General features: G+C 43.3%; 24 protein-coding genes. 6 read left to right on the top strand and 18 right to left on the bottom strand.

Annotated features, from left to right (window positions below):
* Positions 1 to 242 precede the first annotated feature (242 nt).
* A complete protein-coding gene (gene brnQ, locus BLV00_RS10510) occupies positions 243 to 1,556 on the top strand; it encodes a branched-chain amino acid transport system II carrier protein (RefSeq protein ID WP_093044982.1) in 1,314 nt (437 codons plus the stop codon).
* A gap of 204 nt (positions 1,557 to 1,760) precedes the next feature.
* On the opposite strand, the gene BLV00_RS22345 is transcribed toward brnQ, so the two are convergent.
* The 4 genes from BLV00_RS22345 to BLV00_RS10525 form a co-directional block, all read right to left on the bottom strand.
* Positions 1,761 to 2,666, bottom strand: coding sequence for a transglutaminase family protein (locus BLV00_RS22345; RefSeq protein WP_245728940.1), 906 nt, complete (start codon positions 2,664 to 2,666; stop codon positions 1,761 to 1,763).
* Between the two features lie 24 nt (positions 2,667 to 2,690).
* Positions 2,691 to 3,653 (bottom strand): alpha-E domain-containing protein, encoded by a 963-nt coding sequence (locus tag BLV00_RS22350; protein WP_245728941.1) that lies wholly within the window; start codon positions 3,651 to 3,653, stop codon positions 2,691 to 2,693.
* Positions 3,646 to 5,106, bottom strand: coding sequence for a circularly permuted type 2 ATP-grasp protein (locus BLV00_RS10520; protein ID WP_093044936.1), 1,461 nt, complete (start codon positions 5,104 to 5,106; stop codon positions 3,646 to 3,648). The genes BLV00_RS22350 and BLV00_RS10520 overlap by 8 nt, the downstream gene beginning before the upstream one ends.
* 102 nt (positions 5,107 to 5,208) lie before the next feature.
* Entirely contained in the window at positions 5,209 to 6,144 is a 936-nt protein-coding gene (locus tag BLV00_RS10525; protein WP_093044937.1) for an NADP-dependent oxidoreductase, read from the bottom strand.
* A 100-nt stretch (positions 6,145 to 6,244) separates the two neighbouring features.
* Between BLV00_RS10525 and recQ the strand changes: the two genes are divergently transcribed.
* Positions 6,245 to 8,386 (top strand): DNA helicase RecQ, encoded by a 2,142-nt coding sequence (gene recQ / locus BLV00_RS10530; protein WP_093044938.1) that lies wholly within the window; start codon positions 6,245 to 6,247, stop codon positions 8,384 to 8,386.
* A 177-nt stretch (positions 8,387 to 8,563) separates the two neighbouring features.
* Here recQ and rbsB read toward each other — a convergent pair whose 3' ends face one another.
* The 9 genes from rbsB to BLV00_RS10575 form a co-directional block, all read right to left on the bottom strand.
* Complete coding sequence (gene rbsB / locus BLV00_RS10535; protein WP_093044939.1) at positions 8,564 to 9,508, bottom strand: ribose ABC transporter substrate-binding protein RbsB; 945 nt, start codon at positions 9,506 to 9,508, stop codon at positions 8,564 to 8,566.
* 24 nt (positions 9,509 to 9,532) lie between these two features.
* Positions 9,533 to 10,474, bottom strand: coding sequence for a ribose ABC transporter permease (gene rbsC / locus BLV00_RS10540; RefSeq protein ID WP_093044940.1), 942 nt, complete (start codon positions 10,472 to 10,474; stop codon positions 9,533 to 9,535).
* Between the two features lie 3 nt (positions 10,475 to 10,477).
* Positions 10,478 to 11,974 carry a sugar ABC transporter ATP-binding protein gene (locus BLV00_RS10545; RefSeq protein ID WP_281243014.1) on the bottom strand — a complete coding sequence of 499 codons (1,497 nt, stop codon included), beginning with the start codon at positions 11,972 to 11,974 and terminating at the stop codon, positions 10,478 to 10,480.
* 15 nt (positions 11,975 to 11,989) lie between these two features.
* Positions 11,990 to 12,385 (bottom strand): D-ribose pyranase, encoded by a 396-nt coding sequence (gene rbsD, locus BLV00_RS10550; protein WP_093044942.1) that lies wholly within the window; start codon positions 12,383 to 12,385, stop codon positions 11,990 to 11,992.
* Positions 12,382 to 13,281 (bottom strand): ribokinase, encoded by a 900-nt coding sequence (gene rbsK / locus BLV00_RS10555; protein ID WP_093044943.1) that lies wholly within the window; start codon positions 13,279 to 13,281, stop codon positions 12,382 to 12,384. The genes rbsD and rbsK overlap by 4 nt, the downstream gene beginning before the upstream one ends.
* 2 nt (positions 13,282 to 13,283) lie before the next feature.
* Positions 13,284 to 14,273 carry a LacI family DNA-binding transcriptional regulator gene (locus tag BLV00_RS10560; RefSeq protein ID WP_093044983.1) on the bottom strand — a complete coding sequence of 330 codons (990 nt, stop codon included), beginning with the start codon at positions 14,271 to 14,273 and terminating at the stop codon, positions 13,284 to 13,286.
* Positions 14,274 to 14,407: 134 nt separating this feature from the next.
* On the bottom strand, positions 14,408 to 14,905 hold the full coding sequence (locus tag BLV00_RS10565) for a GNAT family N-acetyltransferase (protein WP_093044984.1): 498 nt from the start codon (positions 14,903 to 14,905) through the stop codon (positions 14,408 to 14,410).
* 12 nt (positions 14,906 to 14,917) lie between these two features.
* Entirely contained in the window at positions 14,918 to 15,544 is a 627-nt protein-coding gene (locus BLV00_RS10570; protein ID WP_093044944.1) for a fumarylacetoacetate hydrolase family protein, read from the bottom strand.
* 11 nt (positions 15,545 to 15,555) lie between these two features.
* Positions 15,556 to 15,993 carry a GNAT family N-acetyltransferase gene (locus BLV00_RS10575; RefSeq protein ID WP_093044945.1) on the bottom strand — a complete coding sequence of 146 codons (438 nt, stop codon included), beginning with the start codon at positions 15,991 to 15,993 and terminating at the stop codon, positions 15,556 to 15,558.
* A 298-nt stretch (positions 15,994 to 16,291) separates the two neighbouring features.
* Between BLV00_RS10575 and BLV00_RS10580 the strand changes: the two genes are divergently transcribed.
* The 3 genes from BLV00_RS10580 to kynB all read left to right on the top strand — a co-directional run bounded on the left by BLV00_RS10580 (position 16,292) and on the right by kynB (position 19,759).
* Positions 16,292 to 17,740 (top strand): MDR family MFS transporter, encoded by a 1,449-nt coding sequence (locus BLV00_RS10580; protein ID WP_093044946.1) that lies wholly within the window; start codon positions 16,292 to 16,294, stop codon positions 17,738 to 17,740.
* Between the two features lie 105 nt (positions 17,741 to 17,845).
* Positions 17,846 to 19,126, top strand: a complete 1,281-nt coding sequence (gene kynU, locus BLV00_RS10585; protein WP_093044947.1) for a kynureninase — start codon at positions 17,846 to 17,848, stop codon at positions 19,124 to 19,126.
* Between the two features lie 12 nt (positions 19,127 to 19,138).
* A complete protein-coding gene (gene kynB, locus BLV00_RS10590; protein WP_093044948.1) occupies positions 19,139 to 19,759 on the top strand; it encodes an arylformamidase in 621 nt (206 codons plus the stop codon).
* 42 nt (positions 19,760 to 19,801) lie between these two features.
* Here the strand turns inward: kynB and BLV00_RS10595 are convergent, their stop codons facing one another.
* Entirely contained in the window at positions 19,802 to 21,319 is a 1,518-nt protein-coding gene (locus BLV00_RS10595; RefSeq protein ID WP_093044949.1) for a BCCT family transporter, read from the bottom strand.
* 121 nt (positions 21,320 to 21,440) lie between these two features.
* Positions 21,441 to 21,614, bottom strand: coding sequence for a hypothetical protein (locus tag BLV00_RS10600; RefSeq protein ID WP_176791453.1), 174 nt, complete (start codon positions 21,612 to 21,614; stop codon positions 21,441 to 21,443).
* A gap of 153 nt (positions 21,615 to 21,767) precedes the next feature.
* On the opposite strand from BLV00_RS10600, the gene BLV00_RS10605 reads away from it, so the two are divergent.
* On the top strand, positions 21,768 to 22,640 hold the full coding sequence (locus BLV00_RS10605; RefSeq protein ID WP_093044951.1) for an alpha/beta fold hydrolase: 873 nt from the start codon (positions 21,768 to 21,770) through the stop codon (positions 22,638 to 22,640).
* A 39-nt stretch (positions 22,641 to 22,679) separates the two neighbouring features.
* On the opposite strand, the gene BLV00_RS10610 is transcribed toward BLV00_RS10605, so the two are convergent.
* The 3 genes from BLV00_RS10610 to BLV00_RS10620 form a co-directional block, all read right to left on the bottom strand.
* Positions 22,680 to 23,138, bottom strand: a complete 459-nt coding sequence (locus BLV00_RS10610) for a hypothetical protein (RefSeq protein WP_093044952.1) — start codon at positions 23,136 to 23,138, stop codon at positions 22,680 to 22,682.
* Positions 23,139 to 23,294: 156 nt separating this feature from the next.
* Positions 23,295 to 24,536: an aminopeptidase gene (locus BLV00_RS10615; protein WP_093044953.1), complete on the bottom strand. Its 1,242-nt coding sequence runs from the start codon at positions 24,534 to 24,536 to the stop codon at positions 23,295 to 23,297.
* A gap of 104 nt (positions 24,537 to 24,640) precedes the next feature.
* Positions 24,641 to 26,539, bottom strand: a complete 1,899-nt coding sequence (locus tag BLV00_RS10620) for an ABC-F family ATP-binding cassette domain-containing protein (RefSeq protein WP_093044954.1) — start codon at positions 26,537 to 26,539, stop codon at positions 24,641 to 24,643.

Consider the following 26,539-nt stretch of genomic DNA (forward strand, 5'->3'; position numbering starts at 1 on the left):
GTCTCCTAAGACAAAAAAATATATTGACATCGCTATTCCAGCTTGATAATATTAGCTCGTCTTGTAAATATTCAAAAAAATCAGAGATGCTCCAACCGTTCGAAAATAGCATCGCCTGCCTTTCTTTGACATACATGAAAATAAACGACAAGGGTTACATTACGTATAGGGTCGTCCCTCGTGCAGGGACGGTTTTTTTACGCCTTCGACCCCTGAGTGCAGAAGGAGGAAGTTTAATGAAAATGAAATCAAGTGATATTCTTTTTATCGGTTTTATGTTATTTGCATTATTTTTCGGGGCTGGGAATCTTATCTACCCTCCTACTTTGGGAATAGAATCCGGTACAGCTTATTGGCCTGCCATCTTCGGGTTTGTATTGACAGGTGTAGGTATCCCGGTCCTTACGGTTACCGCCATTTCGCTGGTTAAAAATGGAACGATTGAATTAGGAAGCAGAGTCCATCCAGCATTCGGACTTGTTTTCACCTCAGTAGTCTATCTGGCTATCGGTCCGTTTTTTGGTATTCCTAGAGCAGCCAACGTTGCTTATGAAATGGGAGTGCAACCGCTTGTTCCTGGAGGAAACACGGGAGTATTATTAATCTTTACGCTCATCTTTTTCGCCCTTGTATTCTTGGTGAGCTTAAACCCTTCTAAATTAGTGGATCGTGTCGGTCAATGGCTGACACCGTTGTTATTGGCTGCCATAGTAGCATTAGTGGTCGGCAGCTTCTTTTTATTGGATGGAACTGTCCAACAACCGGCAGAAAAATATCAGGCGTCTCCGTTTTTCACCGGCTTTTTGGAAGGGTATTTGACAATGGACGCCATTGCCGCATTAGCATTCGGCATCCTTGTTATTACCGCTCTTAAAGACCGAGGTGTAACAGATCGTAGACAACTGACTGCTTTTACGCTTAAAGTAGGGATCGTGACAGCTATAGGACTGACAACAGTCTATGCGTCTATTGGCTGGATTGGAGCTAAAATGGCTACGGAAGGTTCCTATACCAATGGCGGGGAAATTTTATCTGGAGCAGCGCAACTAATGTATGGTCAGACTGGAACGCTCCTGCTTGGTGTAATTGTAGCACTGGCTTGTTTCACAACATCTGTCGGCCTGACTGTTGCCTGCGGTCAATTTTTCAGCAAAACCTTTCCAAAGCTTTCTTATAAGTTCGTTATTTTCATGGTGACGATTGGCAGTTTTGCTGTTGCCAATTTAGGGTTGGAGCAGATCATTGCCTTTTCTGTACCAGTATTGGTCTTTATCTACCCGATTGCCATCGTACTGATTGCGCTTTCTTTTGCCAACCGGTTGTTTAACGGCTCTACCTTCGTTTATCAAGGTGCTATTTTGCTTACTGCAATCACTAGCTTATATGATGGTTTGGCAGCATTCGGAATGGACTTATCCAGTGTGGAACCATTGATGCAGCAATTACCTTTCTTTGCACTTGGCCTTGGCTGGGTTGTCCCTGCCCTGGTCGGAGCTTTAGCAGGCGGACTGTTGCAATTGCTTGTAACGTCTAACGATAGAAAAGTGACAAACTAACTAATACTACATTCCGTTACAAAAGGCAGGTCAATTAAACTGACCTGCCTTAAGCTTGCAGCAAACCCCTTTACATGTTTTTGGTGGGCATATGCTGGCGAAAAGGATTCTTCTTCCTCGAACTTACCCTGGAGCAGGCAGCTGTCAAGAACGCCTGTTCCTATACATTTTCCCTTTCAAATCATTTGACTGGCCTGGCTTTCATTATTGCTCTATTAACGTAACTCCTACCTTGACATCAAGCGTTTGTTGACCGCCCCGGTAAACACCTTGCAGCGGACTGACATCAGCATAATCACGTCCAGTTCCAACGCGGATATGCTGTTCCAGTGCTTCTACGTTGTTCGTAGGATCGAGCCCTACCCAGCCGATGCCAGGTACCATGACCTCTACCCAGGCGTGGGTGGCAGCATCTCCGACGAGTGCTGAATCCCCCCCTACATACAAGTAGCCACTGACATAACGGGCAGGTATTCCCTTGGATCGGAGGACCGCCAGCATGATATGCGCATAGTCCTGGCATACTCCTTTTTTATTTGGCCAGCTTTCATATGCTTTTGTATTCACATGGGTTGCTGTACCATCATAAACGATTGATTGGTGAAGATAAGCCATCAAATCCAATGAGAACTTTACTGGATCCGTCGGGTCACCGACCGCCCCGGTGATTTCATCGATTTGATTTTTATATAAAAAAGTGTAAGGCGTTTCATTCAAATAAGCTAAATAATGTTTATGGAAAAGTTGAGAATAGAAAATCTGCCTCATTTCGTCTGTGAAATGTATCATCCGTAAGAACGGACTTTTTTGGATGCTTACTACAGACTTGGTTACTACCTTCAAATGTTCATGCTTTTCAGGAATATAAAAAGTCTCGACATGATTTCCCCATAAATCGATATGCTCCTTCGTCATAGAGGAAGGTGTAATTTCTGTGCGGTAGGATAATACCCGCTGGCATTCATCAGTCCTCGGCTTTAAGCGAATATGGTTCATACTTTGATCGACAAAGTTTTCATAGCGAAAAATATTCGTATGTTCAATTTCATATTTCATGATGACAGTCCCCCAACCACGGAAAAATTCGTTTCGTACTAACGTATGATGCACCTATCCTTATAGTACCCGCCTTCCTCATTTTATTTCGACGGGTTCAATCAAGTAGTAGGTTTCAGAGAAAACCCGGCTGACTTGGATACAGCGGTTTTGGAAGTGATCCAGGAATCCCATCAGCTCCTCCATCGACATCTCTTCTAAGTGGAAGGAAGTCACTTCCTGTTGAATCGTTTCCAACAGATGGAACAACCGCTCTGAGTAATGATGGATCTCCCCTTTTTCAAGTTTTTGAATAGTTTCCATCACATGATCGACACAATAGCGGATGGAACGAGGGAACCTTTCTTCTTCAATAATGAAATGCAGCACATGCATCGCATTCATTTTAGGTGGATATTCTTTAATATAGGCATCATAACCATTTACCAGTCTCAAGGCAGCCAGCCAGTAATAATGATGGTTGATAGAACCTTGCTTTTCCTTTCTGGCTTTCTCACAAATAACATTTAAAATTCTTGCTGTCTTTTCGGCTCGTTCCAGCCATTTTCCTATTTTAATGAATGAATAGGAAACACCACGCGTCATTGTGGATTCGATCACTCCTTGGGAGGTCATCGACGTCATGGTAATTGTATTCAGGAAATTTTGAATTTCATGGATAGTGAATTCACTGCGGCGAACCGCTGGCAGGTCCAGGTAAAAACGGTTCAGTCCTTCCCAGACCCCTTCCGGAATGATATCCCTGGTTGCTCGGGCATTCTCTCGTGCATAAGTCATACAATTGACCAGTGAATTGACATTACCAGAATCAAACGCCACGTAATGGATAATTTCTTCAGTCTTTAACTTCGGATATTGAGATTGATAGTCTGCTAAGGAGGCGGTGATTTCCAACACTTCTTCCCAATCGCGATCAAGTACCTCCGAATCATTCGCCTCCAGCATATTGATCAGCTGGACATGCAGAGCCCGGGCATTGTTTTCCGCTCGTTCCAGGTTTCGTGCCATCCAATATAAAGAGTCAGCAACTCGGCTAAGCATGGCCATTCCCCCTCTCTTGCAGCACCCACGTGTCTTTTCCGCCGCCACCTTGCGACGAATTTACAACCAGTGACCCTTCTTTCAGGGCAACCCGTGATAACCCGCCAGGAAGTACGTGACTATCCGCACCGCTCATCACAAACACCCTGAGATCGACATGGCATGGATAAAAACGTCCTCCCTGGAAAGCAGGTGCACGCGATAATTTGATTGTCGGCTGAGCGATATATTGACCAGGTTTCTCTAAAATCTTTTCCCGGAACACGGCTATTTCCTCCTCCTCTGCATGGGGACCAATCAGCATGTCGTAACCTCCGGAGGCACCGACATTTTTCACCACAAGTTCATTCAAATGATCAAGGACATAAGCCCGCTCTTTTTCATCTCTTAAAAAATATGTTTCCACGTTCGGAATGATCGGTTCTTCATCTAAGTAATAGCGGATCATATCTGGAACATACGCATACATCGCTTTGTCATCAGCTACACCGTTTCCGATGCCATTCACAATCGTGACATTTCCTTTTTGATACGCGCGCAGCAACCCACGTACGCCCAACACTGATTTCGGATCAAAGGCATCTGGGTCTAAGAAATCATCATCAATCCGTCGGTAAATGATATCTACCCGCTTCAATCCACGAATCGTTTTCATATAAACGATATCATTTCGAACCAGCAAATCACGTCCTTCGACCAGTTCAATCCCCATTTGTTGGGCAAGGAACACATGATCATAGTAAGCAGAGTTGTAGCTGCCCGGTGTCAGGAGTACTGCACATGGCTGTTCGGGTGATAATGAATTGGCAGGTACATGAGTCATTAGTGCTTGATGAAGTTCGGATAACTGGTGTTCCAGTGTTTCAATCGTATGCTCAAAAAATAATTCTGGATAGACTTGACGCATGACATACCGATTTTGGAAGACGTATGACATGCCTGAGGGATTTCTTAAATTATCTTCCAGCACCCGGTATTCCCCGTGTTCATCACGAATCAAATCAATTCCTGCTAAAAAAATGTGGTTTTGATAAGGGATGTTCAAACCTGAGGCTTGTTCATGATAGTAATATGGATTTTGCTCCACCAGTTCGCGGGGGATGATGCCATCATTGATGATTTCCTGGTCATGATATATATCTTCGAGAAAAAGGTTGAGAGCTTTTACGCGTTGTTTCATTCCTCTTTCTATGCGGTGCCAATTTTGTGAAGGAATGATGATCGGCACAAAATCAAATGGCATGGTCCGTTCGGTTCCTACCGAATCACTATATACAGTAAAGGTGATGCCTTTTCTTAAAAAGCTGAGTTGAGCAGTTTCGTTTTTTTCATGGAGGACTTCAACAGAAAAACGATGGAGCATTTGATAGAAGTGTTCGTAATGAGGCTTAGGCTGGTCTTTTTGAATCATCATTTCATCAAAAAAACTGTCAATTTTGTATTGATTCAGCATTAAGTTCTCCCCCCTATTTTAAAAGGTATAATGGTTTATACCCTAAAAAAGCACCAAGTAGTCAGAAAATTGCCCAAACTACCTGGTGCTTCTGTTATACTATTATTTGATAGAAATAGCAATCTTTCCTTGAGCATGATGAGTTTCACTCAGTTCGTGAGCCTCTTTCAACCCTTCTTCGGTAAAATCAAAACGATGGCCGACTACAGCTCTTACTTTGCCGGTTTTAATCAATTCAGCAATTTTGGTTAGCTGTACTCCATCTGGTTCCAACCAATGGAAGCCTGCTTTGATGCCTCGTTCTTTCGCTTTTTCTTCCTCAGGCGGCTGCACGATGGATACAAGCTTTCCGCCCTTTTTCAATATATCATAGCTTTTCTCCTGCACATCGCCGCCGATCGTATCAACTACAATGTCAAAATCTTCGAGTACTTCATTGAAATCTTCTTCCTGATAATTGATGAACCGGTCGACTCCAAGCTCGGTCACCCAGTCTTCATTTTTGCCGCTTGCAGTCGTAGCGACATAGGCACCGAAATGCTTTGCTAATTGAATCGCATAGCTTCCAACACCACCGGAACCGGCATGAACTAATACCTTATCTCCATCTTTGATATCAGAAAAGTCGACTAGGCACTGCCATGCCGTAAGCCCTGCCAATGGGACAGATGCAGCTTCATCGTAAGTGATATTTTCTGGCATAGGAGCAAGCAGCCGTTCATCGACAGCAGCATATTCGGCATATGTTCCAAGACGAGTCAAGTCTGGACGCGCGAATACATTATCGCCTTTTTTAAATTTCGTTACGCTCTTTCCTGTTTCCGTAACGACGCCAGCCAAATCCCAACCGAGAACGATTGGAAAATTAAAATCGAGCATTTCTTTTAAATAACCCTCTCTAAGTTTCCAATCGATCGGGTTGATCGAAGTTGCATGAAGTTCGACCAGCACTTGATCGTCCGTAATTTCAGGTTTATCTATCTCTCTCATTTGCAGTTGTTCTTTATCTCCATAATTGTCTATTACAATTGCTTTCATAAATGATACCTCCAATCTTTTGATTCTTTAGTAATTTCCCCCTGTCAGATTGTATTAAACATGGTACCATTAATAAAGCATTTACAAAGGATGATAGATGATGCTAGAACAAGCAAGAGAAAAATTACAAGAATACTTCGGATACCCTTCCTTCCGGCCAGGCCAGGAAGATGCGATTTCTCAAATACTCCAAGGTAACAATACATTAGCTGTGATGCCGACAGGCGGTGGGAAATCCGTTTGCTATCAAATACCAGGGCTTGTCCAACCGGGCACAGCCATTATCATTTCACCATTGATTTCTTTAATGAAAGACCAGGTGGATGCTCTTACCTCCATGGGGGTGGCAGCCACTTATATCAATAGCTCCCTGAGCATGGAAGAACAGCAGGAACGCGTGCGTGATATGAAACGCGGCCGCTATCAATTTGTTTATGTTGCACCAGAGCGGTTCGACTCCTCGAATTTCTTTTATGCGATTCAATCCATTCCATTAGCACTGATTGCTTTCGATGAAGCCCATTGTATCTCGCAATGGGGACACGATTTCCGACCAAGCTACCGTTCCATCGTTCTGTTATTGAAAAAGCTTAACAACCTTCCGACAATGATGGCATTGACAGCCACAGCGACCAAGGAAGTCATTCATGATATCCAGGAGTTGCTTCATATACCGGAACCGTCTGTCATTAACACTGGATTCGCCCGCGATAACCTCTCATTCCGGCTGATCAAAGGTCAGGATAAACGAGACTTCTTGCTGGATTATGCCACCAGGCGGAAGAGTGAGTCCGGAATCATTTATGCGGCCACCCGGAAAGATGTCGATTTCATTCACCAATTTTTACTAAAGAAAGGATTCCAGGCAGGCAAATATCACGCGGGCCTTACGGAAGATGAGCGAAAAGAAGCACAGAACAGCTTCATTCAAGATGAAACGCTGGTTATGGTCGCAACAAATGCGTTCGGCATGGGAATCGACAAATCGAACGTGCGTTATGTCATCCACTATTCGATGCCGATGAATATCGAATCGTATTACCAGGAAGCAGGGCGTGCCGGACGGGACGGCGAACCAAGTGAATGTATCCTGTTATTTTCCGGACAGGATGTCAATCTCCAGAAATACATGATCGACCAGTCGGCACTTCCCGATGAAAAAAAAGCCAAGGAATACGAAAAATTGCAATCGATGGTGAACTACTGCCATACCCACCATTGCCTGCAGCAATATATCCTCGATTACTTCCATGACCCGACAGGAAGTGAACCGTGCGGCCGCTGCTCCAACTGCTTGTATGATGGAGAGCGGGAGGATATGACGAAGGAAGCCCAGATGGTTTTATCCTGCGTCAAACGTATGGGTGAACGCTTCGGAGCTGGCCTGACTGCCAAAGTATTGCGTGGGTCCTCTGATCAGAAAGTGAAAGAATTCGGCTTCGAGCGTCTGAGCACCTATGGTTTGATGTCTCAATATAAGGAAAAAGAACTGACCAGCTTCATTCATTTTTTGACTGCAGAAGAACTGTTGAATCCCGGACAGGGAAAGTTCCCGACTTTGCAGCTGACACCGAAAGCGGTCGATGTATTAAAAGGTGAAAAACAGGTTTGGATGAAAATTGAAAAAACAACCCAAAATACCGCCGTGGACTTCCATCAAGAGTTGTTTGCTTCCTTGCGTGATTTGCGTAAAGAAATTGCTGACGAACATGACCTTCCGCCATACGTCATCTTTTCAGACGCTACGCTTAAGGATTTTGCTCGTTATTTTCCGGCCTCCAAGTCAGACATGTTGGCGATCAAAGGTGTCGGTGAGCGAAAGTACGAACAATACGGAGAAACCTTTCTGGCTGCCATCGAACCATGGAAAGAAAAGCTTCCTGCCAGTAAAGCAGTCAAAGGGCCGACTCCGATTTTCCAAAAGAAATCCGAGCAGGATAAAGTACCAAGCTATATGATTTCTTATCGATTGTGGAAAGAAGACGGCAAAGATTTGGCAGCGATTGCCCATGACCGTGGTATGAGCGAAATCACCATTGAAAACCACCTGTTCAAAGCAGCAGGTGAAGGCCAGGAATTTGATTGGGAGCAATGGTTTGATGAGGCAACTGAAGCAGAGGTACTGCGCGCCCGCGAAAGTTTGGATGAGGATGAAGGCTTGAAGGCGTTGAGAGAAGCGCTGGATAATACTTATACTTACACCACCATAAAAGGGGTGCTTGTGAAAAATGGTCTGATGTGAAATAGGGCCCCGGTTATCACTGGGGCTCGTTTTGTTGTGGAGACTATTACCTTATAACAGCTGGCCATTCTCGTAAACTGTTAAGTTTCCTCATTTTTACGTTCTCACCTTTAGTAAACTATAACTGCCACGAACCCAAGGGTTCGTGGCAGCATAAAGTTCATTTGGAAAGATCCTTTATTTCCCCGTAACCAGTTGCAGCTCAACAGGAATAAACTCTTCTACATCTTCCCCATTCAACACGCTAAGGGCAGTTTCAATTCCTTTTTCACCAATTTTATCTGGCTGTTGTGCCACAGTCGCTTCCATACGGCCTTCTTCAATTGCTGCCTTGGCATCATCAATTGCATCAAAGCCTACGACAACAACATCTTCATTCATACCAGCAGCTTCTAATGCTTCAATCGCCCCTAGTGCCATCTGATCATTATGAGCGAAAACAGCATCAATTTCAGGGTTTCCTTGAATGATATTTTCCATAACCGTCAACCCTTTAGAGCGATCAAAGTCAGCCGGTTGTGAGGCCACTACTTCCATTCCACCTTCTTCGTCTACAATGTTATGGAATCCTTCTCCACGTTCGCGAGCAGCAGACGAGCCAGGAATACCTTGCAGCTCTACTACTTTTCCTTCACTTTCAATTTTCTCTAGGATATGTTTGGCAGCCATTTCTCCACCTTTTACGTTATCAGAAGCAATATGCGCGGCAATTTCTCCTCCGTCTGCCTGGCGGTCAACCGTGATGACAGGGATGCCAGCATCATTAGCAGACTCTATCGCACTCACAATAGCGGCAGAATCAGTCGGATTGACCAATAGCACATCTACTTTTTGCTGGATCATATCTTCAATATCACTGACCTGTTTGGAAGGATCGTCCTGGGCATCTTTTGTCTGTACTTTCACACCTTCAGACTCAGCTGCTTTTTCCATCCCTTCATTCAGTGTGACAAAAAACGGATTATTTAATGTGGAAACGGAGAAGCCAATAGTCTTTTCTCCTTCACCGGAAGAGCCACCGCTTTCTTCACTACTATCAGACCCAGGTGGCTCCGTAGAACAACCCACCAGCAACATTAAAGCTAGTACACCAAGAGCTACGTGTTTTATCCAATTTCTCATTTCTAAATTCCTCCTTTAAAAATATTAAGCTGATTTTTTACGGTCGAGTAATACAGCAAGCAAGATTACTCCACCCTTAACCACTTGTTGATAGAAAGAAGATACATTAAGTAAATTCAAACCATTGTTCAACACACCAATAATTAAAGCACCAACCAATGTTCCAACCAGCCAGCCTCTTCCTCCCGAAAGGCTTGTCCCACCTAATACTACGGCCGCAATAGCATCAAGCTCATAAGTGAATCCAGCGTTAGGCTGTGCAGAATTCAAACGGCTTGTCAAAATTATTCCTGCCAATGCAGATAACATTCCTGTTAGAGAATAAACCCAGATCTTAACACGATCCGATTTGATTCCTGAAAGAATAGAAGCGCTTTCATTGCCGCCAATGGCATATACTTTCCGTCCGAAAGTAGTTTTTCGGAGAATAAAAACCAATATAATGAAAGCAGCTCCCATCAAGATAACCGGAAAAGGAATACCAAATAAATAACCCTTTCCTATCATTTCAAAGAAAAAACTGTCGGAAAGACCAGTTACCGGGCGGCCATCCGTATAGACTAACGTCAGTCCACGAAAAATTGTCATCGTAGCCAACGTAGCGATAAACGGGGCTACTTTACCCTTTGTGATGATCAAACCATTAAATGCTCCCATCAAAGCACCAGCAATCAAACCGATCAATACGGCCAGTACCGGATCCATACCGCTGGCAAGCATACCTGCTGTCAGTGCCCCAGCTAACGCCAAAACGGAGCCGACAGATAAATCAATTCCACCTGTTAATATTACAAATGTCATTCCGAATGCAATCAGAGCATTTATAGAAACTTGCCGTAGTACGTTTAAAATATTTCCAAGGCTTAAGAAATTGTCACTCATCACACTTAAAATGATGATGATCAATAACAAACCGATCATAGACCCTAAGGTTTGCATCCATTCGCCCAATGATTTATGTTTCATGGTTCATTCCCCTCCTGTTGCTGCGTGCATGATTTTTTCTTGGTCCGCTTCATCGCGGTTAAGAAGTGCTCCTACTTTCCCTTCGTGGATGACCAGGATCCGATCACTCATCCCAAGGACCTCAGGGAGTTCAGAGGAAATCATGATGATTGCAACTCCAAAGCTCGTCAGCTCGTTCATAATATGATAGATTTCTTTTTTAGATCCGATATCCACGCCTCTTGTAGGTTCATCCAAAATCAATAATTTCGGTTGTATCCCCAGCCATTTGCCAATGACCACTTTTTGCTGGTTCCCGCCACTTAATGAGCCGACTGTTTGTTCAGGTCCGGTCGCTTTGACATTGAGACGTTTCATCAATCGATCTACCAATTCTTGTTCTCTCTTTTTTTGGATGATTTTATTCTGTGAGACATGGGGCAAATTGGTCAACGCCATGTTTTCCCTGATCGTCTGGTTTAGAACAAGACCTTTTCCTTTACGATCTTCTGTAATCAAGCCGATACCTTTGTTGATTGCATCTGCAGGGTGTTTGATTTTAAGTGGGTTTCCGTCCAATCGTACTTCTCCACCTTTAAATTTCCGGGCTCCAAATAGGCTTTCCATGATTTCTGTACGACCCGCACCCATTAGCCCAGCTACGCCAAGAATTTCACCACGGGCAACATCGAAGCTTATATTCTCAAAATATCCAGGCGCAGAGATATCTTTCACCTGTAAAAGTACTTCTCCTTCACTTCTTACGCGATGCGGAAACTGTTCTCCAAGGTCACGTCCTACCATCATTTTGACGATTTCATTTAAATCAGTAGTAGAAGCATCTCTCGTCTCTACATATTCTCCATCCCGCAAAACGGTAATGCGGTCGCATATCTTGAAGATTTCTTCCATTCGATGAGAAATATATACGATACCTACTCCCTGCTTTTTCAGACTGTCAATCACTTTAAACAAAGCTTCGATTTCTTTATCTGTCAAAGCTGCTGTCGGTTCGTCCATGATCAACACCTCTGCATCGGTGGCAATCGCCCTGGCAATTTCAATCATTTGCTGCTTTCCGACAGACAACTCTCCTGCTTCCTGATCAGGGTCAATATAAACACCCAGCTTATCCAGATACTCAATCGTCTTTTGCTTCATTTCTTTTGAACGTAATATACCTGTACGGCCATACTTAAGCTCTTTTCCCAGAAACATATTCTGAGCGACTGTCAATGTTGGGATGATGTTAAGTTCCTGGTGAATGACCGCTATCCCGTCTTTTTCTGCCTGTTTGGGATTAGTATAAGTTTTGCTCTCGCCACGAATATAGATTTCTCCACTATTCCTGGGATGAATCCCTGTTAAAACTTTGATCAGTGTCGATTTCCCTGCACCATTCTCACCCATCAGTGCATGAACCTCTCCAGTTCGAAGATCGAAATCCACTCCTTTCAATACTTCCACAGGTCCAAAAGACTTTTTGATACCCTCTATTCTAATGATGGATTGTTCCAAAATTCCTCCCCCCTTTTCTTAAAAGATCACTCCAGCATGAAGGATGACATTGGCATAAGGTGTGTTCTCCCCTGTCCTGATCACTGCTTTTACATGATTTGTTTCCTGTTTTAACTGTTCGTGAGATATGTATCCCTTTTCAATCGAACTATATTGCTCTTCTATATTTTTGTTGAGTTGAGAATTATATTCTTTGATTTCAGAAGCGAGTGTCATTTTTTCCACTTCCATATCTTCTGTAACCGCTTCAAGTACTTCCTGAAAAGAAGGATGACCCAAGGTCAATGCTACATCTATCTTTTTTATATGAGAGGGAATGGGCAATCCGCAATCAGCAATTACCACTTGATCCGTATGACCTAAGTTCGCTAAAACTTGAGCAATTTCACTATTCAATACACCATGTTTTTTCATGTTTCACTTCCCCCTCCTCTATCCCTCATAAATTGAATCACATCGCTATCGGCAGGCATGCCTCCTTGGGCACCTGGCTTCATGACCGATAATGCTGCACCAGCATTAGCATAGTTACAAGCATTTCTTAAGGAGTCCCCTTGAGCCAGGCGGGCACTCAATAATCCGCAAAAGGTATCCCCGGCTCCAGTTGTATCTAATGCCTCGACCGGGTAGGCTGGAATATTTACGGGGTGGCCGTCCTGGTAGAATACGACGCCCTGTTCCCCTTTAGTAATAATCAACTTATCCTGCAGCCGATGTATATTTTCATCACTGACAATCTCTGAGATTTCTGTCTCATTCGGTGTCAGGTAAGTTATCTTTTCTAATAACTGATTACTTAATGGTTGTGCCGGTGCCGGGTTAAGGATAATTGGCACCCCAGCTTCATAAGCTATTTCCGCAGCTTTTTCCACTGCTTTTAAAGGAATTTCTAATTGCAAAAGCACCATGTCGCTTTCTGCTATGGTTTCTTTTTGTGCTTCCACCTGTTCAGCTGATACCTTTCCATTTGCACCTGGTACGACGATAATCCGATTATCACCTTCAGTCAGTAAAATGGTGGCTGTTCCTGTGGCAAGGCCTTTTATTGAACGTACTCCCACAGGGTTAATCTTTTCTTCCATTAACATTTGTGAAAGTTCTTGTCCGAAACTGTCATCACCAATTGCCCCTACCATTGATACTTCTGCCCCAGCACGGGCAGCTGCTACTGCTTGATTGAATCCTTTCCCTCCTGGATAGGTGGCAAAAGACAGCCCATGCAACGTTTCTCCCTGAGCAGGTATCCGTTCGGTGGTAGTCGTCAAATCCATATTGATACTCCCAATTACAGTGATTTTTGGCTTCTTCATCATCATCCCTCTTTTCTTTTAGTGGATTCACGCTCCATAAAAGTAACGTCATATTCTACATTTTCCTGTTCCGTTGTCGGGTCATTTATTTTATCTATCAACATTCGTGCTGCCTGTTCACCAATTTTATATATCGGCTGTTTAACAGTGGTAATCGAAGGGGTAGTCAATTCTCCAAGTGAGATACCATCAAACCCTACAACAGAGATTTCATCAGGTACTTTTTTTCCTGATTTTTTTAAAGCCTTCAATGCACCAACCGCCATTAAGTCATTTCCAGCAAAGACACCATCAATATCAGGATAAGCTTTTAATAGTTTCATCATTGCTTGTTCGGATTGGTCCATATGATAATCCCCATTTTGAACCATCCCCGGTTCAAACCACTCATAATGTGATACAACATCTAAATAACCTTGCTTTCTTTGCATAGCATTATCTACATCATCCGGCCCTGAAATGTGAGCGATTCTTTTACAACCAATGTCTAATAGGTGCTGGACGGCTGTTTTTGCCCCATCATTATTATTCACGGTCACTGCAGGTACTTTCCGATCAATGATACGGTCAAGTGCAACTACCGGGACATTCAAATCTTTTATATGTTCATAAGCTAGTGTGCTGGTGACGACAATAAAGCCATCTACCTGCTTTTGTCGTAATACCTGCATATATTGCCTTTCTTTTTGCTCACTGTCATCGGAATTGCATAAAACAAATGTGTAATCCGATCGGTTGGCGACATCTTCTACAGCCCGTGCCAACTCCGGGAAATAAGGGTTCGTGATGTCAGGTACAATCAAAGCAATCATTTTCGACTTTCTCTGATATAAGCTTCTAGCAACGTCATTCGGTTTATAGTTAAGTTTTTCAATTGCATCAAGCACCTTTTGTTTCGTATCGGGATTGACACGCTCCAGTTTGTTGATGACTCTTGAAACGGTAGCTACCGATACACCTGCTTGTTTTGCCACATCTCTAATAGTTGCCATTTCTGCACCTCGCAAAATCATGTAACCGGTTACATGATATGACTAAAATTAAACCGCCTGTGATGTAACCGGTTACATGTAATATAAAATAAATCAGCTCTCCTGTCAAGGACATAGAAGAACTGATTATATTCTTACAATAACTTCGCCATATAATACTCATCCACATACTCTCCATCTATCAATAAGGAGTCTCGTTTGGTACCCTCCACTTCAAATCCAGCTTTTTTATATAACCCAAGACCTGCTTCATTCCCAGTCACTACAGTCAGTTCCAGGCGGTGGATGTCTTTTTCTTGTGCCCATACTTCCAACGCTTGAAAAAGTTTTGTACCGATCTTCTTGCTACGGAAATCAGCAAGTATACCGATCACTAAATAGACAGAATGCTTCGTGCGTTTAGCTTTCCCGCCTACAGCGATCAAGTATCCTACGAGATCCCCGTCCAAGTCCGCCAAAAAGATGGCAGCATTCTCCTGATCCTGAATACTTTCAATCATCGTTTTTTGGCGTTCTATACTTATATCTCTTTCACCAGATTCATAAAGCATAAAATTCGACTCGGCTTCCACTTGCTGCATCAGCGCACGTAAATTCTCCGTATCAGCTATATCAATATGTCTTATTTTCATGATTGCCATTCACTAACCCTGTCTGAATTTACATTCACCAAGAGGGTCTCCATCCCACACCAACTCCATGTGATCGCCATCGACAATTGGGCCTACCCCCTCAGGTGTACCAGTGAAAATAATATCTCCTTCGCCTGTACCTAAATGTGTCCCACAGTAATCGACCAATGTTTGCAGGTCAAAAATCATTTGCTTAATGTTTCCCAGCTGTACTTGTTCTCCGTTTTTTATGAGAGCAAAGTTTTTTTCTTTACATTTCTCTTCTCCCGGAAAAGGAATGAAGTCACTGATAACCGCTGCATTTGGAAAGCCTTTTGCCATCAACCATGGATGCCCTTTTTTCTTCAGTTCACTCTGGACATCACGCAAGGTAAGATCAAGCCCAAGTGCCATACTATCAACAATTTCGTTTACCTTTATTCCTTTTTCGTAAGGCTTACCCAGGCGTACTACTAATTCTGCTTCGTAATGAACCGCTCCTTTATCCTCCTGAAGCATGATTTCTTTTCCATCCGCTTTTGCCAGTGACCGGTTCGGCTTAGAGAATAAAAGTGGTTTCGTTGGCACGTCATTATTCAATTCTTTAGCATGGTTCACATAATTACGCCCGACACAATAAATGTTCTTTATTTCGTTCATTGGTATCCCCCTTACTTCATCCTTTTTTTAAAAACATAGCTTACTTTGTCATAGTCCCCTTTTTCTTCGTAGAAACGATGGGCGTCTGTCCGCTGCAACCCAGAAGACAACGCCACACTTTCGTAGCCCTTTTGTTTTGCCCAGTCATGAACAAACTCTAACAACACTTTCCCATAACCATTGGAACGGCTATTTTCATCTGTAACTAGATCACATATCCAAATAATCCTTCCATAATAAAGCGTGGTCATCGGTTCGAAACCTACTACTGCTACAATCTTTTCCCCATTATATAAAGCAAACATCCTGTAACCGTCTTTTTCTTTGGCCTCCGCTACTAACTGAGAATATGTAGAGAGATCAAGGTGAGTTCTTAGCTGTTTCATAACGGGATAAGCTTCTAAGATCTCTTCTTTCGATTGAAGCTCTTTGAGCAATGGTGCATCCATAGCAAGGCTCCTTTTTCTGAATATTTTCAATATCAATAGATTAACATATTACTTCCTGACTGTGGGTAAAAAAGAATGGACTGCCTTTTGTCGACGTGGTACGCCAGACAGTTATTTATGGGCAAGTTTGTACAAGGATAGTGCGTTCGCCCATCACAAACGCGCAGGTGTCAGCGGTTCATGACTATCACGGACCTAAGACGCGTTTCATTTGTCACCTACTGCCAAAATAAGTATAATTTTATAATTGGTCTATGAAACTATTTAATTGAGATAGATAGAAAAAGGAGGAGAACACATGCCGAATCAGAATTATAATAAAGTTTTAATGGCTGGACTATTGCTTGCAGGTTCGTTCATTACAATTCTTAACCAAACACTTATGATTACGGCTATTCCTCCAATCATGCATGAAATGAACGTGTCGGCCAACTCAGCACAGTGGCTCACTACAGTCTTTATGCTCGTCAACGGAATCATGATTCCTATCAGCGCCTTTTTGATAGAGAGATTTACCACCAGACAACTGTTCATTACCGCTATGAGTGTTTTTGCTTTTGGAACAATAGTTGGAGGGCTTGCGCCTAATTTTCAGATGCTGCTGGCAGGAAGAGTTATCCAGTCAGCTGGAGCAGGAGTGATGCTGCCCTTGATGCAAACCGTATTTTTATTGATTTTTCCAGTAAACCGCCGTGGAGCGGCGATGGGATATATTGGCCTGGTCATATCCTTTGCACCAGCAATCGGACCTGCGTTATCAGGCTGGATTACAGAACACTATTCATGGCGGGCGTTATTTCTAATAACCTTGCCGCTTGCATTTATTATCATTGGGGTGGCCTACTTCATTCTAAAAAATGTTACCGAGCTGAAAAATCCGAAGGTCGATATCCCTTCCATCATCATGTCTTCCATCGGTTTTGGCAGTCTTCTTTATGGGTTTACCAGTGCCGGCAATAATGGTTGGGACAGCTCGCTAACGATAGCAGCTCTAGGGTTAGGCGTACTGACGCTTACGTTGTTCATTACCAGGCAATTACGAATGCACCATCCAATGCTGGAATTCCGCGTATTCAAATTACGGACGTTTACCATTACAACTATCATTGCCATGATCACCTTCATGGGGCTTATCGGTTCGGAAACTTTGATTCCGTTGTATATGCAAAATATGCGCGAGTTCACCGCATTTGAATCTGGGCTTGTACTTTTGCCGGGAGCGCTTATTTCCGGGTTCATGTCCCCCATCACTGGCAGGATCTTTGACAGGATAGGAGCACGATTACTGGGAATTGTAGGCCTGACATTGATTACCGCGGCCTCTCTGGCACTTTCCTTCCTGGATCCCGCTACAACCATCGTTTACTTGACCGTCATGTATGCGATTCGAATGTTCGGTCTTTCCATGGTAATGATGCCTATTACAACAGCAGGCTTAAATGAACTGCCAAATAAATTGATTCCCCATGGTGCGGCAATGAGCAACACGATGCGTCAAATTGCAGCGTCGATCGGTACAGCAATTCTTGTCACAGTAATGACATCCACCGCCCAAAGTGCAGCCCAGGAGCCTGATGTAGCTAATCCGGATATTCACGGGGTCAATGTGGCATTCCTGGTGATTACTGTATTGTCTTTCATTGGTATTCTATTATCGATTTTCGTGAAAAAGACAGCTCCACCAACTGATGAAGAACTAGAGACGACAGAACACGAGCAAAGAAAACAAGAAAAACTAGATAGCTGATCAAGGGGGAATACATGATGTATCTCCCTTTTTATTTTGGTTGAAATTCTCCCTCCATTGGATCGTCTCCAAATAAAAGCTATAATAAATACAGGAGGCGATTTGATGGACAATTCAAACATAGCTCGTCAAGAGGCAATCGAACTGGACAATCAAGATAAGCTTGCGCACTTTAAACAGGAATTTTACATAGGGGATGAAACATTATATATGGATGGAAACTCGCTTGGACTGTTATCGAAACGGGCAGAAGAAACGCTTCTCACCTCTCTGGAGGATTGGAAACATCATGCGATCGAAGGCTGGACAGACGGGGAACAGCCATGGTATTACATGTCCGAAAAACTCGGTGAAATGACAGCCCCTTTGATCGGGGCAAAAAAAGAAGAAGTAATCAACACAGGATCAATTACCACCAATTTACATCAACTGCTGGCCACCTTTTTCAAACCGGAAGGAAAAAAGACGAAGATTTTGGCTGATACCCTGAACTTTCCTTCCGATATCTATGCTTTAAAAAGCCAGCTCCGTCTACACGGGCTGGATCCTGAAGAACACCTGATTCAAGTGCCAAGCGATGATGGCCGGACGCTTGATGAGGATACCATCATCGAGCTGATGAATAACGATGTAGCTCTGCTGCTCCTTCCTTCTGTTCTATACCGTAGCGGACAGCTCCTTGATATAAAGAAACTGACGGAAGCCGCTCATGAAAAAGGAATTATCGTCGGTTTTGACTTAGCCCATTCCATTGGCGCTCTTCCCCATGAACTTCATGAGTGGGAAGTTGATTTCGCTGTATGGTGCACATATAAATATTTGAACAGTGGCCCAGGTGGCGTCGGCGGACTTTTTGTTCACGAAAAACACTTGGGACAAGCACCCGGTCTTGCTGGCTGGTTCAGTTCCCGAAAGGATAAACAATTCGACATGGATCACACTCTGATACCGGCAGAAACAGCAGGTGCCTTTCAAATCGGTACACCGCACATATTAAGTTCCGCGCCTTTAATCGGTTCCCTGAAAATTTTTGAAGAAGCAGGAATTGAAAACATTCGCAAAAAATCACTGCAGCAGACAGAGTTCATGATGAAGTTGATTGAACAAGAACTGGATGGCTTTGGGTTTACGATTGCCAACCCCCGCGAAAATAAGCGGCGCGGCGGCCATGTCAGCCTTGAACATGACGAAGCAGCAAGGATCTGCAAAGCTTTAAAAGAAAAACACATCATTCCTGACTTCCGCTCACCGAATGTCATACGGCTTGCGCCAATCGCACTGTATGTGTCTTATGAAGATATATTCGAGGTGGTCATGCACTTAAAAGAAATCATGGAGAAACAATCCTACAAGAAGTTTGAAAACGAACGAGGGATTATTGCCTAAGGAGGTTAGAACATGAAGATCATTGATATTTCCATGTTGTTGGACCAACAAACTCCACCATGGCCGGGAGATGAGCAATACGCTTACCATTTGACGTGGTCTATGGAAGAAACAGGATCAGTCAATGTAGGAAGCATTAAAATGAGCAACCATACTGGGACTCATGTTGACGCCCCGTTTCATTATGATAATAAAGGGCTGAAAATAGCCGAACTACCGCTGGAAAGATTTCATGGTCAAACCGTTGTAGTCGGTATCGAAGGGAAAACAATGGTAGGTGCGAAGGATTTAACAGGTATCAATTTTTCCGGAGTATCTAAACTGTTACTCAAGTCCAACAGTTGGAAGGATCGAACGGCCTTCCCGGAAGATTATACCGTCCTCGGCGATGATCTCGGACCGTTTTTAAACAGAAATGGCATCGATTTGGTCGGGGTTGACACTCCTTCCGTCGATCCAGAAACAAGCAAAGAATTGAAAGCCCACCACAGCTTATATGAAAATGATGTTCTGATTTTAGAAGGATTGGTGCTTGATCATGTGGAGCCTGACCGATATGAGCTCAACGCCTTCCCTTTAAACCTGGCAGAAGCTGATGGCAGCCCTGTCCGTGCAGTATTGAAGCAAAGATAATGGAAACAACCCCAGCATCAAGGAAATGCTGGGGTTTCTAAGTTATAATTTTTGATCGCGAGCCATTTCCTTTGCTACCTTTGGTGCTAACCAGACTACTGGAAGTAATAACAGGGAAACAGGTACAGCGGTTACGACAATGAAAGATTGTAGTGCACCGACTCCACCTTCCCCAATAAATAATAAGATAGCTGCTAACGTTCCCATGACTACAGACCAGAAAATCCGAAGCCACTTCTGCGGATTCCCCTCTCCTGTAACTGCCATAGCAATCGTATAGGACATCGAATCATTGGTGGTAATTACGAATAAAATAGTCAGCAGCAAGAAAAGCGGAGAAATAATTTCGCTTAACGGGAACTGCTCCGTAATTGCGAACATGGCAGCCCGTTTCCCTGCTTCATTCAATGCTTCCGATACAGACCCTGCTGTTTCCATTTCAAAGAAAATGCCGGAACCGCCCAGCACCGTGAACCAAAAGGCCGAAATCACCGGAGCCATAATAGAAATCGCAAGAATAATCTCCCTTATTGTCCGGCCGCGGGAAATCCGGCTTACTAAAATCGCCATCATCGGACCATAACCGATGAACCAACCCCAGAAGAACACTGTCCATAACGATAACCACTCTTCATCGGCACGGAAGGTACTCATCGGAATGAATTCTTGCACGTAAAAACCAAAAGAAGATATGAAGTAATCAATGATAAAGCCACCAGGACCAAATAAAAGTACAAACAACATCAAAACAACCGCCATGCGGACATTAAAACTGCTTAACCATTGAATCCCCCGGTATAAACCAGTAACTGCCGATATAGTAGATATGGTTACGACAGCAATTATAATCGAAAGCTGAGTTCCGAAAGTATCCGGAATGCCGAATATCGTGTTGAGACCATAGCTCGCCTGCGCTCCAAGAAAGCCGATTGGGCCAATTGTACCTGCTGCAACCGCAATGACCGAAAAGGCATCAATAACCTTACCGAACCAACTGTCCCTGAGCTTTTCCCCGAAAATAGGATAGAGAAGCGTCCGAGGCTTAAGCGGCATCCCTTTATGATAATGCCCATACATCATTACAACGGCACTGATTGTACCTAAAATCGCCCAGGCAAGAAAGCCCCAGTGCATAAAGCTTTGCGCTAATGCTGCATTAATGGCTTCTGTGGTGCCTGCTTCGATCCCACTGTGAAACGGCGGTACTGTAAGAAAATGATACATCGGTTCTGCAGCTGCCCAAAACACACCGCCACCAGCAAGTAGAGTTGCCATGATAATCGACAGCCACTTCCACAAACCAATTTCAGGTTTATCCAATCCACCCATTTTGATTTTTCCTTTTTTAGAAAAAGCCAGCCAGAGACCCACAAAGAAGGTCGCAAGCATCAACAGTTGCCAAAAGGCCCCAAAATAGTTAGAGGAAAGGACAAGACCTTGGCTTACCAGTTCAGAGACCATTGTTAAATCTATAAAAGCTAATAAAATAAAAATAAGTAGCGCACCACCACTTATAATTAAAACAGGCCAGTCAATATGCCCATAATTTTTGTTATCCATATTTAACTCCTTTTTATACGAATTAAAAAACACAATTTCGAACTATACCAGTTATCTGCTCCTGTTGCAAATCAAAAAACCTCATCCATAATAGGATGAGGCTTCTCACAGTATATTATTCTTATTCACCACCCGTACCATGGTCTTCACCGGGAGCCAGTCGTTTTTGACACTCTTTACATAGCTTCACCTTTTCCTCTTGTTTGCTGGTCAGCAACTTGCCGCAATTACTGCATTTTCCAAATTCATTCGGGTTGGCTTGAAAGCCTGTCAAATGAGATTCTGGGCCAGTCATAAACACAACTCCTTGTCATTCGATATATTTTTGCTTTACCCGAATCAAGGAAATCAAAACTTTCCAACGCCCATGGTTTCTTGGACACCATATATTTAAAAGTACGGCAAATTATATTAAAATAGATTCAGTTTCACAGCAGGAGGAACTTCTATGTGGAGACATTATACAAGACAAAATAAGCTGAGGCTGATTTTGACAGCTGCCCTCATCATCGGGTCTGTCATATTTTTTATAAGTTCAACACCTTCCAGCTCTCAGGATAATTCAAACATCACCCCTACTTTATTTGTGCACGGGTTTAAAGGAGGTCCAGGTTCCTTTAACACCATGCTGGACCGTTTTGAGGACAAACAATTGGGTCAGAAAGAAATGGTCATTTACGTATCTACGGAGGGTAAGCTTTCTATCAGGGGGAACTTTTCCGGGAGTAGATACCCTTTCATTCAGGTGATTTTCGAAAAGAACCGCGCAACTCTCCATCAGCAAACGTTATGGCTGCAAGAGTTGATGCGAAAACTCCAAACCGATTACGGGATTCAGCAAATCAACATGGTCGGCCATTCGATGGGAGGTTTAGCCTCTGCTAATTTTTTAGTCCAGGATGACGGTACCTACCCCACTGTGGAAAAGCTGGTGGTCATGGGCAGCCCTTTTTTGGGAATCGATAAACAAGAATATTTTGAGATGAATACCGGTGAGGCGTTGGCGGATTTACGTATAGATGCGAAAGCACTGACTGCGTTGATAGGAAGTAAAAAGAGCTTTCCAGACCATATTGAAGTCCTTGCCATCGCCGGAAGGATTGATGGAAAATATACGAACGAAAATACCGACAAGGTAGTGAAACAAAAAGGCTATGACGGAGGAGACGGACTAGTAAGCGTATCCAGCGCGCTTGGAATCAAGCAAATGGTGTCAAAAAACAATTACCACCAGGAAGTGATTCAGGATGCCTCAGCCACACACTCCGGGTTGCATGAACATTCCGACGTTGACCAATCTATAGCGGAATTTCTTTGGTGATACTCCTATGCTGCAATCCCCCGTACGAGCGGGGGATTTTTATTCTGCTTCAATAATGAAGCTAGCAAAATCTTCGCCTTCCACAGATACTTCCATTAACCACAGCCCGGGCTTATCTAAACCAAACTTTGCCCCACTCGCTGCATCTGCAGAAATACCCTCAAAAGAGTTTCCACTGATGGGCTTTTTATAAAGTTCGATTGATTCATCTGCTTCTTCATGGGTAGCGATCAATGTATATTCCTTTCCAATAAGCTCTTCAGGATCACCCCAGAAAAAAACACTGTACAACCTTCCTTGAGGGCCAGCAGGAAAAGCAGCCTCATCACTTTTACCATTCTCTTTTACAATAGCGAATTTACCTTTTTTGCCATAATAAGTCCGGTCTTCAACTTCGAACGTTTCGTCCTTGCTCCATACTTCTTTCTGCTCCGCCTCACTCGAGCAGGAAATTAAAAATAGAAGTATTATTATTACACTGACGGAAGCCTTTTTCATAGCACCTTCCACCCTTCAGTTCTTAATCCATTTATAAGACTATTCGTGATTTTTCTTAAATAACCTCCTATTTTCTACGTCATAATCTACAAAGCCGTATTATAAAGCCTGCTCAAAAAGAAAATGCCGGATGCTATCCGACATTTGTCTATCAACCTAATCAAATTTTATGGCCCAGCTTCCTTTACGCATGACCGCCTCGGTGGTACCATCTTCTAACACACCGTCAATATCCAATTCCCCAGAGCCCATCATGAAGTCAACATGGGACAAGCTATCATTGACCCCATGCTTATCAAGCTCTTCTTCATTCATATTTGATCCGCCTTCTAAACTGTTTGGATATGCTTTACCTAAAGCCAAATGGCAGGAAGCATTTTCATCATAGAGCGTATTGTAGAAAATTAATCCGGATTGGGAAATTGGCGATTCATTCGGTACGAGTGCCATTTCACCAAGACGAGTGGATCCTTCATCTGTGTCCAATAGATGCTTCAGTGTCGCTTCGCCTTGTTCCGCTTTATAATCAACAACTTTTCCGTCTTTAAACGTTAAGGTAAAGTCATCAATCAAGTTCCCTCCATAATTCAAAGGCTTTGTGCTGGAAACCTGGCCATTGACCCCATATTTATGAGGAACAGTGAACACTTCTTCGGTCGGCATGTTGGCATTGAAAGAAATCCCCTCTTTTTCCGTCCTGGACGCTCCTCCCTTCCAGATATGACCTTCGGGAAGTTCAACTTCCAAGTCCGTTCCTGGGGCTTTATAAATGAGTTTTTTATATTTTTTACGGTTTAAGAAATCACGGGCTTGCGCCAGGATACTGTTGTGCTCTTCCCAGGCAGCAACAGGATTTTCTTTGTCGACACGGACAATTTTAAAAATCTGTTCCCATAACTTGGTGACTGCTTCCTCTTCACCAGCTTCAGGAAATATCTTTTGCGCCCAGGTAGTGATTGGAATAGAAACGATTGACCACTGGATGCGGTCATTCATTGTAAAGCTGCGGAAGTTTTTCATTGCCTGTGCTCCTGCTTTATTAACTGCGGCAATTTTTTCCCCATCTATTCCTTGCAATAAATCCGGATCGGTTGAGCGGATGGATAAAATAGCCGCTCCCCCTTCCGCGAAGTAATCATACATATCGACTTTCCATTGAGGAACTTCAGATAGAGTTTCTTTTGACTCATACTCGTACTTTTTCCTCGTAATGGCATCATCAGCCCAGTTGATATGTACCGTTTTGGCCCCCATTTCATAAGCTTTACGAACTACAATTCGTGTGAATTCTGCTCCTTCAATCGTTGAATTGATCATCAACATTTGGCCTTTTTGCAAGTTGACACCTGTTTTTAACGCCAACTCTGCATACTTTTCTAACATTTGCTGTTCTGGCATCTTTAACTCCCTCTCTCTTTTATGATTTTTTCATTCTTATTATTCCATATATTGTCTGAACAAACAAAAAAATCCGCAGCATAACACCGCGGAATTTTTTACATTTATTTATTTTCTAATGCTTCTACCAATAAGGATAATTCCTCCCACCTGTCCATCGCCTGCTCCAGTTCACCCTCTAGACTTTCCTGTTCCTTATATAGATCCTGGACCTTGCCGAGATCACTTCCTGCCTCAGCAATGGATATTTGTATTTCTTCTATTTTTTCTTCAAGGCCTGCTATTTTATCTTCAATACCTTCCCATTCTTTTTGTTCATGATAAGAAAGCTTCCGCTTACGCCGTGCCATTTTTTCCACAGCCTTAGCCGAATGCTGCTTCTTTTCGGCAGCCTGAACACGTTCCGCTTGTTTCTTTTCATCCATATATTCACTATAATTTCCATGGAATTTTCTGATTACCCCTTTGCCTTCGAAGGCGATTAATCGGTCTGCTATTCTGTCGAGGAAATACCGATCGTGGGAAACCGCAATTACAGCACCTGGGAAATGATCAAGATATTCTTCCAGGATACTCAGCGTTTTCGTATCCAGATCATTGGTAGGCTCATCTAAAAAGAGAACGTTAGGTTCTTGCATGAGCACACGCAATAAATAAAGACGACGGCGTTCTCCACCAGAGAGTTTCCTGATGTAGGTCCATTGCTGAGACCTAGGGAACAAGAATCGCTCCAGCATTTGCTCAGCAGTGATCTCCTGTCCATCAGCAGTAGTGATTACTTCTGCTACTTGTTTGATGTATTCGACCACTTTCAGACTGTCATCGATTTCTTGATGATCCTGTGTATAATAGCCGATTTTCACTGTCTCTCCGATATCAATGATTCCTTTATCAGGTTCAATCCGCTGTGCCATAATATTCAATAGTGTAGTCTTACCACTTCCATTAGGCCCTATAATTCCCAAGCGTTCTTCAGGAACCACTAAATAACTGAAGTCAGCAATCAACGTTTCTCCCGCAACCTTTTTTGTTATCTCTTCCAGCTCAATCACTTTCTTGCCTAACCGGTTCGAACCAATTGCAATATCCATATTCTGTTCCGCACGCGGACCTGATTGATTTTGTAATGATTCGACTCGCTGTTTACGGGCCTTCTGCTTAGTCGTCCGCGCTTTCGCACCACGCCTTAACCATGCTAATTCCCGGCGGAGCGTGTTCTGTCTTTTTTCCTCTGAAACCCGTTCCTGCTCATCCCTCTCAGCCTTTTTTTCCAAGTAAGTTTCATAATTACCTTCATATACATAGAGGCTGCCCCGATCAAGCTCATAGATTAGGTTAGTTACTCTGTTCAAAAAGTACCGGTCGTGAGTAACGACAATCAAAGCCCCTTTGTACTGGGAAAGGAACTCCTCCAGCCACTCAATGGTTTCGTTATCCAGATGGTTGGTAGGTTCGTCCAAAATCAACAAATCTGCTGGTTGAATCAGCGCCCTGGCAATGGCGACTCGCTTTTTTTGGCCGCCTGACAACTCACCCGCCTTTTTATCAAAGGTTTCAACCCCTAGTTTTGTGAGGATCGTCTTAGCTGCCGTATTTGCTTCCCATGCATCATTTTCATCCATTTGCTGCTGGTTCTTTAGCAGCTGTTCTTGAAAGCTTGTATTTTCCGGTTCCTTTTCCAGGGATTGCAAAGATTGTTCATAGGCCCGCATCGTTTTCATAATTTCAGAATCCCCAAAATATATCTGCTCCAATACAGTCAATTCTGAATTGAGCTTTGGTTCCTGATGCAGATATTCAATTCGAAAATCCTTGGCATGCTTTAACTCCCCTGACTCTTTTGAATCCAGACCAGCGAGCACCTTCAGCAAAGTCGATTTACCTGTTCCATTGACTCCTATCAAACCGATCCGCTGTTGCTGGTCTATGGTAAACGATATATTTTCAAACAGGGTCTTCTCCCCATAGGTTTTCGTCAAATTTTCCACTTGCAAAAGACTCAT

Source organism: Thalassobacillus cyri (assembly GCF_900107755.1).
In the GTDB taxonomy this organism is placed as follows: Bacteria; Bacillota; Bacilli; order Bacillales; family Halobacillaceae; genus Thalassobacillus; species Thalassobacillus cyri.

What these genes read in the sequence shown, in the direction of transcription:
- brnQ (WP_093044982.1), top strand. Translation starts at nt 243, where the DNA reads ATGAAATCAAGTGATATTCTTTTTATCGGTTTTATGTTATTTGCATTA.
- BLV00_RS22350 (WP_245728941.1), bottom strand. Translation starts at nt 3,653, where the DNA reads ATGCTTAGCCGAGTTGCTGACTCTTTATATTGGATGGCACGAAACCTG.
- BLV00_RS10520 (WP_093044936.1), bottom strand. Translation starts at nt 5,106, where the DNA reads ATGCTGAATCAATACAAAATTGACAGTTTTTTTGATGAAATGATGATT.
- BLV00_RS10525 (WP_093044937.1), bottom strand. Translation starts at nt 6,144, where the DNA reads ATGAAAGCAATTGTAATAGACAATTATGGAGATAAAGAACAACTGCAA.
- recQ (WP_093044938.1), top strand. Translation starts at nt 6,245, where the DNA reads ATGCTAGAACAAGCAAGAGAAAAATTACAAGAATACTTCGGATACCCT.
- rbsB (WP_093044939.1), bottom strand. Translation starts at nt 9,508, where the DNA reads ATGAGAAATTGGATAAAACACGTAGCTCTTGGTGTACTAGCTTTAATG.
- rbsC (WP_093044940.1), bottom strand. Translation starts at nt 10,474, where the DNA reads ATGAAACATAAATCATTGGGCGAATGGATGCAAACCTTAGGGTCTATG.
- rbsD (WP_093044942.1), bottom strand. Translation starts at nt 12,385, where the DNA reads ATGAAAAAACATGGTGTATTGAATAGTGAAATTGCTCAAGTTTTAGCG.
- rbsK (WP_093044943.1), bottom strand. Translation starts at nt 13,281, where the DNA reads ATGAAGAAGCCAAAAATCACTGTAATTGGGAGTATCAATATGGATTTG.
- BLV00_RS10560 (WP_093044983.1), bottom strand. Translation starts at nt 14,273, where the DNA reads ATGGCAACTATTAGAGATGTGGCAAAACAAGCAGGTGTATCGGTAGCT.
- BLV00_RS10565 (WP_093044984.1), bottom strand. Translation starts at nt 14,905, where the DNA reads ATGAAAATAAGACATATTGATATAGCTGATACGGAGAATTTACGTGCG.
- BLV00_RS10570 (WP_093044944.1), bottom strand. Translation starts at nt 15,544, where the DNA reads ATGAACGAAATAAAGAACATTTATTGTGTCGGGCGTAATTATGTGAAC.
- BLV00_RS10575 (WP_093044945.1), bottom strand. Translation starts at nt 15,993, where the DNA reads ATGGATGCACCATTGCTCAAAGAGCTTCAATCGAAAGAAGAGATCTTA.
- BLV00_RS10580 (WP_093044946.1), top strand. Translation starts at nt 16,292, where the DNA reads ATGCCGAATCAGAATTATAATAAAGTTTTAATGGCTGGACTATTGCTT.
- kynU (WP_093044947.1), top strand. Translation starts at nt 17,846, where the DNA reads ATGGACAATTCAAACATAGCTCGTCAAGAGGCAATCGAACTGGACAAT.
- kynB (WP_093044948.1), top strand. Translation starts at nt 19,139, where the DNA reads ATGAAGATCATTGATATTTCCATGTTGTTGGACCAACAAACTCCACCA.
- BLV00_RS10595 (WP_093044949.1), bottom strand. Translation starts at nt 21,319, where the DNA reads ATGGATAACAAAAATTATGGGCATATTGACTGGCCTGTTTTAATTATA.
- BLV00_RS10600 (WP_176791453.1), bottom strand. Translation starts at nt 21,614, where the DNA reads ATGACTGGCCCAGAATCTCATTTGACAGGCTTTCAAGCCAACCCGAAT.
- BLV00_RS10605 (WP_093044951.1), top strand. Translation starts at nt 21,768, where the DNA reads ATGTGGAGACATTATACAAGACAAAATAAGCTGAGGCTGATTTTGACA.
- BLV00_RS10610 (WP_093044952.1), bottom strand. Translation starts at nt 23,138, where the DNA reads ATGAAAAAGGCTTCCGTCAGTGTAATAATAATACTTCTATTTTTAATT.
- BLV00_RS10615 (WP_093044953.1), bottom strand. Translation starts at nt 24,536, where the DNA reads ATGCCAGAACAGCAAATGTTAGAAAAGTATGCAGAGTTGGCGTTAAAA.
- BLV00_RS10620 (WP_093044954.1), bottom strand. Translation starts at nt 26,539, where the DNA reads ATGAGTCTTTTGCAAGTGGAAAATTTGACGAAAACCTATGGGGAGAAG.